10 protein-coding genes and 1 pseudogene are annotated in these 11,779 nt (G+C 42.8%); 6 read left to right on the forward strand and 5 right to left on the reverse strand.

Features of this window, described 5'->3' with window-relative positions:
- Positions 1-407 precede the first annotated feature (407 nt).
- The gene (locus J5A56_RS09430; protein ID WP_021671958.1) at positions 408-2,843 is read right to left on the reverse strand and encodes a DEAD/DEAH box helicase; all 2,436 of its coding nucleotides are present in this window, start codon (positions 2,841-2,843) and stop codon (positions 408-410) included.
- 161 nt (positions 2,844-3,004) lie between these two features.
- On the opposite strand from J5A56_RS09430, the pseudogene J5A56_RS13935 reads away from it, so the two are divergent.
- Positions 3,005-3,255, forward strand: a pseudogene (locus J5A56_RS13935) (IS1380 family transposase); the annotation flags it as partial.
- An 814-nt stretch (positions 3,256-4,069) separates the two neighbouring features.
- Here J5A56_RS13935 and J5A56_RS09440 read toward each other — a convergent pair.
- From J5A56_RS09440 to J5A56_RS09450, 3 genes are read right to left on the reverse strand one after another with little or no spacing between them, the layout of a single operon-like run.
- Positions 4,070-4,375 (reverse strand): hypothetical protein, encoded by a 306-nt coding sequence (locus tag J5A56_RS09440; RefSeq protein ID WP_021671960.1) that lies wholly within the window; start codon positions 4,373-4,375, stop codon positions 4,070-4,072.
- Between the two features lie 4 nt (positions 4,376-4,379).
- A complete protein-coding gene (locus J5A56_RS09445) occupies positions 4,380-4,733 on the reverse strand; it encodes a phage holin family protein (protein WP_021671961.1) in 354 nt (117 codons plus the stop codon).
- A 10-nt stretch (positions 4,734-4,743) separates the two neighbouring features.
- Positions 4,744-4,959: a YtxH domain-containing protein gene (locus J5A56_RS09450; protein WP_021671962.1), complete on the reverse strand. Its 216-nt coding sequence runs from the start codon at positions 4,957-4,959 to the stop codon at positions 4,744-4,746.
- 230 nt (positions 4,960-5,189) lie between these two features.
- Here J5A56_RS09450 and J5A56_RS09455 point away from each other — a divergent pair, with 230 nt between their 5' ends.
- The 5 genes from J5A56_RS09455 (at position 5,190) to thrS (ending at position 9,569) form a co-directional block, all read left to right on the forward strand.
- Positions 5,190-5,684, forward strand: coding sequence for an SPOR domain-containing protein (locus J5A56_RS09455; protein WP_021671963.1), 495 nt, complete (start codon positions 5,190-5,192; stop codon positions 5,682-5,684).
- The gene (gene ruvX / locus J5A56_RS09460) at positions 5,684-6,103 is read left to right on the forward strand and encodes a Holliday junction resolvase RuvX (protein ID WP_021671964.1); all 420 of its coding nucleotides are present in this window, start codon (positions 5,684-5,686) and stop codon (positions 6,101-6,103) included. Before J5A56_RS09455 ends, ruvX begins: the two co-directional genes overlap by 1 nt.
- A 65-nt stretch (positions 6,104-6,168) precedes the next feature.
- Positions 6,169-6,729 carry a peptide deformylase gene (gene def, locus J5A56_RS09465; RefSeq protein ID WP_021671965.1) on the forward strand — a complete coding sequence of 187 codons (561 nt, stop codon included), beginning with the start codon at positions 6,169-6,171 and terminating at the stop codon, positions 6,727-6,729.
- A gap of 4 nt (positions 6,730-6,733) precedes the next feature.
- A complete protein-coding gene (locus J5A56_RS09470) occupies positions 6,734-7,345 on the forward strand; it encodes a tetratricopeptide repeat protein (RefSeq protein ID WP_036919895.1) in 612 nt (203 codons plus the stop codon).
- Between the two features lie 274 nt (positions 7,346-7,619).
- On the forward strand, positions 7,620-9,569 hold the full coding sequence (thrS, locus tag J5A56_RS09475) for a threonine--tRNA ligase (protein WP_021671967.1): 1,950 nt from the start codon (positions 7,620-7,622) through the stop codon (positions 9,567-9,569).
- A 679-nt stretch (positions 9,570-10,248) separates the two neighbouring features.
- On the opposite strand, the gene J5A56_RS09480 is transcribed toward thrS, so the two are convergent.
- Positions 10,249-11,664, reverse strand: a complete 1,416-nt coding sequence (locus J5A56_RS09480; protein WP_021671968.1) for a hypothetical protein — start codon at positions 11,662-11,664, stop codon at positions 10,249-10,251.
- Positions 11,665-11,779 lie beyond the last annotated feature (115 nt).

An 11,779-nucleotide genomic window follows, 5' to 3' on the forward strand; every position in this document is an offset into this window, starting at 1 on the left:
TCAACGAAACAAAACTTAAGGGCTTTTCTCTAAAAGCTTAGGAACTTTCTTGACAAAGACATAGGTGCCTTCTACAAAAAGGGAACAAGATAGTCGTTTCAGTATAGACGACAATCTTATGGAACAAGCCAACAGTCCCATTACGTTAGGAAAGAAGGATGAGGAATTGATTAAACTGCAATCCATAAACTAAATAGCAAAGAACCCTTATATGAAATCTGTCATATAAGGGTTTCTCATGAAGTGTCAAGACGTTTTTTGATACTTCCATTAAATGCATAGATAGAACTTTATAGGCGTTTATATGGTTGATACTTTTGAATGCTTACCTTTAAGAATAAATTATTGCCACCCTGCGTCAACTAAGCATCTTATATTTGGATATTCAAGCATTAGCAGGTATCTGCTCATTGTCCTACATTCCCTTTCTCAAAAGAATCAAACAAGCGACCGATAAGCCCAAGCATCTCCGCAACAATCTTCTTGTCCGCAACAGGAATTCGAAGGCTGACCTGACCTGTCTCCTCATCTTCCTCCGTAATAGAATCAACTAACCGTGCTGTATTCTCTTTTGAACGTAGCGTCTCAGTTAGACCAGAGAGGAATGCTACACCCCGCTCAATCATCTTTCTTCTGTCAGTAGTTGATTGAGATGGTACTTGGTTGGCATCATCATGCGTTGACATGTGCGGGTTGTCAAGAGTGACGTCTTTTCTATCTGTAGTATCCTTAACTTTTTCCGCTGCCTCAGACCTTTCTTGATCAGCAACATCAATAATGGAGTCGTTAGCTGAATTATTATCAGTTGTTTCAGTAACCGTCTGACTTAGATCATCCATCATTCGTTCAAACTTGCTACTATCAGCAAACACCGTATCTTCACCATTGTCCAGTACGCCCGCAAAAAGGTTTGATTTGAAACGCAACTTGTCAAGCATAGACTCCTCAAAAGTATTTGCCGCTACGAGGTTTATGACTTGAATGTTTCGTTTTTGTCCAATACGGTAGATACGTGCAATACGTTGCTCAAGCACAGCAGGATTCCATGGTAGGTCAATATTGATAATCACTGATGCCACTTGGAGGTTAAGACCCGTACTTCCAGCATCGGTGGATAGAAAAACACGACACTCTGGCAGGTCGGTAAAATTATTGACTAAATCCTTACGAGCTTTCGATGGAATACCCCCATGCAGATATTCGTAGCCAATTTTACGTTTGTCCATCTCTCGGGCGAGTAAACGAGTCATTCGCTCCCACTGGCTGAAAACGACCACTTTCTCTTCACCACTTTCCACGATATCTGAGATTATACTCATCGCTTCATCTACCTTTGTGTCATAACGACTCTTCTGATCCAGGATATAAGTACTATCGCATACCATACGCATTTGTTGCAAGAAGAGTATTAGACGATTACGATCCGTCTCAGAAAGGAAGTGGTAGGTCTCCCATTTCTTAAGAATCCGACTCACACTTGCCTTTGCCTCATCGTGAATGTCCCTCTGTTCTTTCGTCATCGGCACCATTAGGTTTTTGTCTTGTCGTTCTGGCATCTGCAAGTGTACATCCTTCTTCTTCCTACGAATAAGCACTCCCTGTAATCGTCGTCCAATCTCGTTGAGGTTGCGGTAACCGATTGTCGCACCCTTGTCATCTGTGATAATGTAACGATCACGGAACAAATAGTAGGGACCCAAGAGGAACTGGTCAACAAATTCAACCACAGAAAAGAGTTCCTCAAGACGGTTTTCCAATGGCGTGCCAGATAGAATAACGGCATATGACGAATGGATTTTCCTTGCAGCACGTGCTATCTGTGTGTTCCAATTCTTCAGTCGCTGCACTTCGTCAATAACAACCAAATCTGTTTCTAATCCACCCAATATTTTTACATCATTGCAGACAGCATTATAAGAAACAATCTTGTAAGGCTCTGGGGCAGAATATTGTTCTCTTCGCTTAAGATGCCCGCCCTCAATAACACACACTTGTTGCCCTGTGAAAGTTTCTATCTCACGTTTCCATTGATATTTTAGGGAAGTAGGACAGACTATTAGTGTTGAACCTATCAATCCATGTTTGCGAAGTAGTTCTGCCACACCGATAGCTTGCACTGTCTTACCCAATCCCATCTCATCGGCAATGATAGCTCTTCCCGCACGAGTAGCAAAACGAATACCCTCCACTTGATAGGGATAAAGCTTCGTTCGTAGGAGATTGGCAAAGTCCTCGTTCGTCAATTTATCTATCCACTTCGCACGACGCTTCATCTCTCTCCGCTCCAAAACGAGTTGTAGAGCATCATTATAACAACGGAAAGTGTCGCTAATCTCACGAGCTTGGCGAAGAAAGGTGTCAAAGTTATCGTAAGCAGAATCCAACAAAGCGTGTTCAGCATCAAAATATCGGTCAGCCAAAGCCTCAAATTCCTCTTTATTATCAACCCCTATACGGATACGAACTGTTCTATAAGAGGAATAATCTACATAAACCGAGCTGTATGGAGGAATCTCTCTGCGCACATGATGTCTACCGCAGAACCAACCTTTCACGGCTTCAAGATGTTTACACGTACCCAACTGCGAAGTCTTAAAGTCCATGCACGAACAATAGTTCCATGGGCTTTTAGCACCACGGTAGACAACCTTATAGGTATCCATACTCTTGACTCCCGAAACGACATATTCGCCTGGTGCCAAGTTCTCGTCCACAGCAGAAACAGAGAACCGTTCTTCTCGTGCTACTTGCTTTCGTAGCATAATCTGCCATGTTCTTAATTCTAAACCTTCAGGCTTATATTGATAAGGAATCTTTTTCTTACTCTTAGGCTTTTGCTTCATAATTTGTTTCTAACATAACCTTAATTCCGCAACCAGATGCGTAATTTTGTGTTAATATATTTTATAAGTATCTGAGAAACAATAAGTCTCCTCAGAGTTTTACTATTTGCAGAACTTTCACTAACTTTATGGTGTCAAAAAGAAGTATAATTCTACACGGCATGACAAAGATAGCAATAAAATACGATAATATTGTCCCCTATAGTAGATTTTTTATGCGATGAACGAATTTAAGCGCATCGGAATGGACCGACTGATAGATAACCGTCTCAATGTACGCTGTGTGAACTATGGCTATTAGTATCGTGATATTGTGCTTGCACTATTCTGTGTTTATATCTGCGGTGGCGACCACATAGAGGATATTACCACCATATTGAACAAGTATCTGAACCTGCACCCAACAAAAAAGACATATCAACACATAAAATCATCTCACAAGAAAAAGTACTACGAAGTTAAGGAAAAAGTAAAAACGTTAACGCTCCAAGTTCAATGTTCCAAGTTCAATGTTCCAAGGCGAAATCAGGCTCTCACAGAATGCACAGATATGACAGATGCCCAGGAGGCACAGAGACCTGGCGGTCTTGGAACGCATAGAAAAATCCCTCCAAAAGCTTCAACCCTTGTTCTCCCCGTAGGGAGGGGAGTGATTAGCGAGATACACCTACGAATTACAAAATGATAGAATAGATAGTGCAAGCACCTTGTTAACTTGTAAACTGGCTCTATAACGAATCGTGTGGGCTGTTTGACCCGATTAGAATAATATCTGTTGTAATCATAGAAAGAAGTTGTTTAGTCAGTTTAGTTTTACTCTTTAACACTTTAGCCAACGGAAAAGTATTTTTAAGGTCTTAGTTCATACTATGTTTGTGAATGTTTACCATCATTTGCCGTTGTGCTGATACTCTGCACATGTGGTGCAGATGCTTAGCACATATGGTGCGGAGGGTTAACACCACATGTGCGGAGGGTAAAATTCACCATGATATAAGGATGACAGGGGATGAATTGTGAGCAAAATGTTGTAATACTAAGAATAAACAGGAGGTGTGTATAAGTTTGTTTAGCTCAAACTTTTTTATACTTTGTAGATTAATTTGTCTTCATCTGTTCAGCCATAAGGTCATTAAACATAGGAACGCTGGCAAGGAAAAAACTATTTATCCACACGATTCGTTATAGAACCTGTAAGCTCGTTAGCTCGTTAACTAAAAAAAGTATCACTTTTTTTTCTTGAACAAGCTAAATTTTTTCCCTAACATACCGTTCGGTTTTTTGCCACCAAACTTACGATAGAGTTTCCAGGCAAGGATGGCTCCATCTAACACACCTGCTCCGCTGGTGATGACACCAGTGAAAAACTTGCTTGGACTGCTCTTGTCTTTTGGCTTGTGCATAAGCTCATTCCACAATCCTTCAATCTTGTTGCTGTCTTTGACAATGTCAGTAAGCAGCTGAGCTTTACGCAGGCGTATGTCTTCGATTGACTTATATTCGGGGGTAAAGTGAGATGTGTGTGCCGTCATAAGCTTATTTTGACATAAAAAGATTTCCTAAGAACCTTACTAATGGGCGCGTGATAAGTACGTTGCGCAGCATAATAAAGACGATGAGTAGCAGCAGATAGCTACCCCCGACGATGAGGAAAGCCCAGGTGAGTGAACCGACTAATGGCTGCAAGGCGTAAACGGCAGCAAATGAGAAGTAGATGAGGGAGATAAGAAGGATAGCGCAAAATACGGTTACGACAGTAATGACCGTCAGTAGTCGCACTACCTTTTCTATTACATCGAGCTTCACGTACTCTGACTGAAGCCCGATATAATGTTTTAGCACCTCGATGAGCTGTGCTATTGTTTCTACGTTCTTGTCGTTTGAGAACATTCTTTATGATTTAGATAACTTCTGAAGCTGCGTCTTTGATGTCTTCAACGAATTCGTCAGCTTCTTTACGGCTGAGCTTGATGTCGTGTTTTTTGCAGAAATCGTCAACAGCGTCAGTAATTTTTGTACGTGTGTCAGTTCCTTTCTCTGGAGCTAAAAGGAGTCCGAGAGCTGCGCCTGTGATACCACCACAGAGGAAAGCGCAAATGTAACCTAATGTCTTCATAATCTCTTATTTTTATATTAATGGATATTTGATTCTTTTTCATGGCAAATATAGTCAAAGTTTCGCATATAAGCAATAGATTAGTTGTGTTTTTGTGTTAAAAATCTTATAAAGGTTTTATTTAACAAACTTTATTGGCGTTATTTTCTTCCTTATGCTTCTTATTTTGTAACTTCGCACGATAATTACATAGTAAATTAAAAGTACAATCAATAAAAAACTAAGGGATTATGAAGAAATTTATGGTTTTGGGTGCAGCAATGTGTGTGGCAATGGCTTTCACTGGCTGTAAGTCAAGCGAGAGTGCATACAAGAAGGCTTACGAGAAGGCAAAGTCTCAGGAGCAGAATACTTCCTATAATAATGATAATGCAACGCAGCAGGAGGCTGTTGTGGCACCTGTTGAGACGCAGCCCGTTACGCAGGCTCCAGTTGTTGATAACTATGACAATGAGCCTGTTCGTACAGAGACGGTGTCAGTTGTAAATGGTTCTGGACTGAAGCCTTACAGTGTTGTTGTGGGATCGTTCGGCGTTAAGTCAAATGCAGAGGGTTTGCAGCAGCGTTTGAAGAATGCTGGTTACGATGCTCAGGTAGCTTACAATGCTGGTAATAATATGTATCGTGTTGTTGCTTCAACTTACGACAGCAAGGCTTCAGCTGTTCAGAGTCGCAATCAGCTTCGTGCAACATATGCTGATGCTTGGTTGCTCTACTCTCGCTAATGGGTAGAATTTTATCGATAGATTACGGAAAGAAACGTACAGGGCTTGCAGTCACCGACCCATTGTGTATCATTGCTAATGGGTTGGCGACTGTTCCTACGTCTGAACTTTTCGATTTTCTGACCCAATATATTTCGAAAGAAACGGTCAGCCAGCTTGTCATTGGCAAGCCTATGCAGCCCAACGGTCAGCCGAGTGAGAACCTTGCTCGTGTTGAACAGTTTGTCAACCGTTGGCGCAAGGCACACCCTGAGTTGCCCATCGACTATTATGACGAGCGTTTCACGTCGGTTATCGCCCATCAGACGATGATTGCGGGTGGTGTGAAGAAGAAGACACGGCGTGAAGACAAAGGACTTGTTGACGAGATTTCGGCAACAATTATTCTCCAGGATTACATGCGATCTAAGGGGCTTTGATGCCGTTTATCGGTTAATAATTAGACTTGTTAGATTTTAAGAAAGAAAGGAAAAGAAAAAGAAATATGGTATTACCCATTTACACATACGGTCAGCCTGTTTTGCGCAAGGTAGCTAAAGATATCCCCCTCGATTATCCCGACCTCAAAGAGCTGATACAGGATATGTTTGAGACCAACACTGCCAGTGATGGCGTAGGGTTGGCAGCACCACAGATTGGTAAGTCAATTCGTGTGGTTATTGTTGATTTAGACGTGCTCTCTGATACCTTCCCTGAGTATAAAGACTATCGTCATGCGTTCATTAACGGTCACATTCTCGAGTATGACGACTCAGAGACTGAGACCATGGAGGAGGGGTGTCTCTCGCTTCCAGGACTTCACGAGAATGTGACACGTGCTAAGCGCATCTATGTAAAATGGCTTGACGAAAACCTTGTTGAGCATGAGGAGTGGGTAGATGGTTATCTTGCTCGTGTCATCCAGCACGAGTTCGACCATCTCGAAGGTCGTGTCTTTACCGATCGTCTCACGCCTTTTCGCAAGCAGATGATTACCAGCAAGCTTAAAGCCCTCTTGCAGGGTAAGATTCGTTGCCATTATCGTGTCAAGGCTCCACGTAAGTAAGCCTATGTTGCGTAGTGTCGTAGTATCCTTGCTATGCTTATTGGCATTGCCGTCAGCAGCCCAATATAACATCAAGAAGATGATGGAGGAGGGGAGACGGACGCTTGATCAGGGATACTACGTTATTTCTATGCAGATTTTTACGCGTATCGTTGCCCTGAAACCCAACCTTTATGAGGCTTGGTATCAGATGGCATTATCAAAGTATCATCTTGAGGATTATAAGGGGGCTGCCGATGATTGTCGGCGTGCGTTGGCGTTACAGCCTTACATTGCTGATATCTACGAGCTTTATGGTATGACGAATATTCGTGTAGAGCGTTACGATAGTGCTATCGTAGCTTTTACGCATGCCATAGACATCATTCCCGACAATCGTGATTATTGGTTTAACCGTGCTTATTGTCTTTATCAGGTGGGCGATAGTAAGGCGGCTCTTCAGCAAGTGGATTATATTCTTAAGCGTTGGCGTAACTTCAGTGCTGCCGCTCAGCTCCGTGAAGATATTGTTGTGGGGAGGAAGCCTAAGAAACAGATAATAAGCAAACAACCACCAGCCCCTCCCTCTTACCCCTCCCCCAAAGGGAGGGGAGTGGGCAGCGTGTTATCCCTATAACTTTGAACATTGAACTTGGAAGTTTGAGCTTTGAGCGTTAACGTTTTTACCTTTTTACCTTTTTACCTTTTTACTTTTTACTATTCCCAAGGCGTTTTACTTTTTACTTTTTTACTCTTTTACCTTTTCCAAAGCTTTTTTACTGTCTTACTTTTTCTTGTCGGTAATCATAATTATAAATTTTGAATTATGAATTTTGAATTATACTCGTTGAGTTTTGAATTATAATTTGTACCTTTGCCACAATAATTGATTTATAAAACTAATTTGTAGTATGGTTAAAATCACTTTCCCAGACGGTTCCGTTCGTGAATACGAGCAGGGCGTAACTGGTTATCAAATCGCCGAGAGTATTTCGCCGGCTCTCGCCCGTGACGTTGTATCTTGCGGTGTAAATGGCGTAACAACAGAGCTCAATCGCCCTATCAATGAGGACGCAACCATCGCACTTTATAAGTTCGATGACGAAGAGGGTAAGCACACTTTCTGGCACACCTCTGCCCACCTCCTCGCTGAGGCATTGCAAGAACTCTACCCAGGCATACAGTTTGGTTTCGGTCCTGCGATTGAGAATGGTTTCTTCTATGATATCATGCCCGCAGAGGGTCAGACAATATCGGAGAACGACTTCCCAAAGATTGAGAAGAAGATGCTCGAGCTCGCTAAGAAGAACGAGCACGTTATTCGTCGTGATGTTTCTAAGGCTGATGCAGTGAAAGAGTTTACTGCTGATGGTCAGGAATATAAGGTGGAGCACATCGTCGAAGACCTCGAAGATGGCACTATCTCAACATATACGCAAGGACATTTCACCGACCTTTGTCGTGGTCCACACCTCGTCTCTACAGGAGCTATCAAGGCTGTTAAAATCACCAGCGTTGCTGGAGCTTTCTGGCGTGGCGATGCTAAGCGTGAGCAGATGACACGTATCTATGGTATCACTTTCCCTAAGAAGAAGATGCTCGATGAATACCTCGTTATGCTCGAAGAAGCTAAGAAGCGCGACCACCGTAAGATCGGTAAGGAGATGGAACTATTTATGTTCTCTGACCGTGTTGGTAAGGGGCTTCCTATCTGGTTGCCAAAGGGCACACAGCTGCGTCTGCGTCTGCAAGAGTTTTTGCGTCGTCTCCTCCGTCCTTACAACTATCAGGAAGTTATCACACCAGGTATCGGTGGCAAGAACCTCTACGTAACCTCTGGACACTATGCACACTATGGTAAGGACTCGTTCCAACCAATCCATACACCAGAGGAGGGCGAAGAGTATATGCTTAAACCAATGAATTGCCCTCACCACTGTGAGATCTATGCTTATAAACCACGTTCTTATAAAGATCTGCCACTGCGTATTGCAGAGTTCGGAACTGTGTTCCGCTATGAGAAGAGCGGTGAGCTTCATGGACTTACACGTGTTCGTACCTTCACACAGGATGATGCTCACATCTTCGTGCGCCCAGACCAAGTAAAGGCTGAGTTTGAAAATAATATCGACATCATCCTTAAGGTGTTTAAGATCTTTGGTTTCGAGAACTATGAGGTACAGATCTCACTCCGCGACCCTGAAGATAAGGAGAAGTATATCGGCTCTGACGAGGTGTGGGAAGAGAGCGAGGCAGCTATTAAAGAGGCTTGCGCAGAGAAAGGTCTCCAAGCACGTGTAGAACTTGGTGAAGCTGCTTTCTATGGTCCTAAGCTCGACTTTATGGTAAAGGATGCTATCGGTCGTCGTTGGCAGCTTGGTACTATTCAGGTAGACTATAATCTTCCTAACCGCTTCAAGCTCGAATATACCGCTGAGGACAATTCAAAGAAGACCCCTGTGATGGTTCACCGTGCGCCATTCGGTTCACTTGAACGCTTCGTAGCCGTACTCATTGAGCACACCGCAGGTCACTTCCCACTCTGGTTGACACCTGATCAGGTTGCCATCCTCCCAATCTCTGAGAAGTATAACGACTATGCACGCAAGGTAAAAGCTTACTTCGATGCACACGACGTACGCTCAATTATGGACGAGCGCAACGAGAAGATTGGTCGCAAGATTCGTGACAACGAACTCAAGCGCGTTCCTTATATGGTTATCGTGGGTGAGAAAGAGGCTGCCGAAGGTCTTGTGTCAATGCGTCAGCAGGGTGGTGGAGAGCAAGCTACTATGACAATGGAAGCCTTTGCCGAGCGTATCAATGCTGAGGTTGCTGAGCAGCTGAAAGGATTGGAGTAAATCTTTTCCAAGTCTCCCTCAACCAACGGTCATTGACCGACGGGAAGTAAAGGGAGTGTGCGTTAGTATAAAGCTCGCCTTGGGTTATCATATTACAAACTCTCGTGGTTTCCCCTCTCTCCTCGCAGAGAGGGGGAACACTCGTTTTTCTGTTGGGGAAGTTTATATGATATATCACCGAATAGATACAAAGTTTTGGTAAAGAAGCCTCCAATTACTTTTTATTATAGAGATAAGCAGGACTTTTAGTTTACTGAAAAAATAAAATTTTCTTATTTCATCTAATTTTAGGTAACATCTTTATCGTGGTTATAACGGAAACGATAGACTTCTCCCTTTTACTTTTTTCCCTTGGTAATTACTTCTTTCTTTCTATGAATTAAAAGACTGTGGATTGTGAAATAACTTTACAATAAAAATAAATCTATGGGCATTATAGGCATGAAATAGGCTAATTCTTGCGACTTTGTAACTCGCCTGTAATCAGGCGGTTACGAAATGGGTTCTGAAAAGGTGCTTAATAAGAGTTCAAAAGGGCGTTAGTTAGGGTCTTAAAGGGCATCTTTTACAAGCCAATTGGGCGTTAATTCAAAGCCGAAAGATCACTTATTAAAATCGAGGATGTGAATTATCTTTACAGTGATGAGCGTGAATGCATCTACTGTTGGGTATCGTTGGGTTAATAATTCACCTCAATAGAAGTAGGGTAGAGTCTGTATGGATCGAAAAATTCGGTGCAGCTATTAATCAGGTCACGGAGGTTTGCCTGTACGTTCTTACGATAGCGTTCTTTGCCATTGACAATAACAGTAACAGGTTTGTTCATGTCTATAAGTTTGCTATTAAGATAGATACGCAATTGTCCGCCCTTCGCCTCCTTGTAGGTGCGATTAAATCTCATTTCGATACCCCAATGTTTGTCTTGCTCAACAGCGGTATATTCCACCTCTTTGATATTTATTGTTACCACATTGTTATGAATATTCATGTCATAGTAGGTGCGATTTTCCGATGGCGAAGTTAGTACTTGCAGGTTGTAGAAGCCCGAGCGATGACGACCATCCATCTCATAGTCTTCCCAGAGAACAGTCTTAGGATATGGGTTGCGAACGAACTTTTTTAGCCATGGGGTAGTAAGGTCATAATTAATATGATGTTGCATACCTGGCAGGAGGTTAATGCGATGGACGAAGAGCGGACGTTTGTCGGCATCAAGAGGGCGTGCCAACTGAGCAGAATCAAAGGCTATCTGCGTATAGTAAGTTAGAGTATTGCGGTAGAAACCAGTGTCATCCGCTCCAGTGAGGAATGAGAAACCAATGTTAGCACAGTTTTCTATGGGTGCATTCTTTAGCGGTTCGCCACCTGCCATTGGACCAGCTGCAGCCCAATAGTCAGCATAGAAAGAGGCAAGACGCTGACTGCCATAGCCACCTTCGGATATACCAAAGACATAGAGGCGGTTGGCATCAACATTACCCTCGACAAGTGCCTGTCGAATCAGTTTCTCCCAAGCAAACTGCTTTGCAACCTGCCACCAACGATAGTAATCGCCTTCGTTAGGAATTTGCGGAATAAAATAGAGCGAAGGACCATCTTGGAATCTGTTACCTAAGGTAAGACCAGTCGACCATTCATGTTCCTTTGGACCAGAACCATGCAGATAAAGGAACAACGGTAGCTTTCCTGCTGTGCTTCCCTTTACACCATAGTAGTAAGGCATGACGGCATTCTTTTCCAATGCTTCAGGTAAGTTCCAAGCAGATTTTACTCCCTTTTGCAAGTCTTCAGGCTTCGCAAGTTTCTGTTCATTCAACTCGCGATTTGCCTCACACCATGCTGCCCACACCATCTTTTGGTTTTGAACGATATCTTTGTTCTTAATCAGCTGCTGTATATCTGTCGTATAAGTCTTATTACGTTGAAAGGCATCTTTGCTCTGCAGCTCCTCATTCTGCTTCATTTTAAGCGTTTGAAGGAAGTAATTTTTCACCTTCTCCTGCATATTACCTCCCTGTGCGTGAGCGTTGTTGGTGATAGCAGAGAGTGTGAGCGTTAAGCCCACAGCTACGATAAAGTTATTGATATGCTTCATTGTTTGTCTTTGTATCTTCAATCTATTTGTTTATTTGGGTTTACCCCTTTGAATGATTTTGCTTTGCAGACAAAGGTAAGCATTTTTAGAGGATTGTGCAAGAGTTGTAGCCTCA

Origin of the sequence: Prevotella melaninogenica (genome assembly GCF_018128065.1) — a bacterium.
Classification (GTDB): Bacteria; Bacteroidota; Bacteroidia; order Bacteroidales; family Bacteroidaceae; genus Prevotella.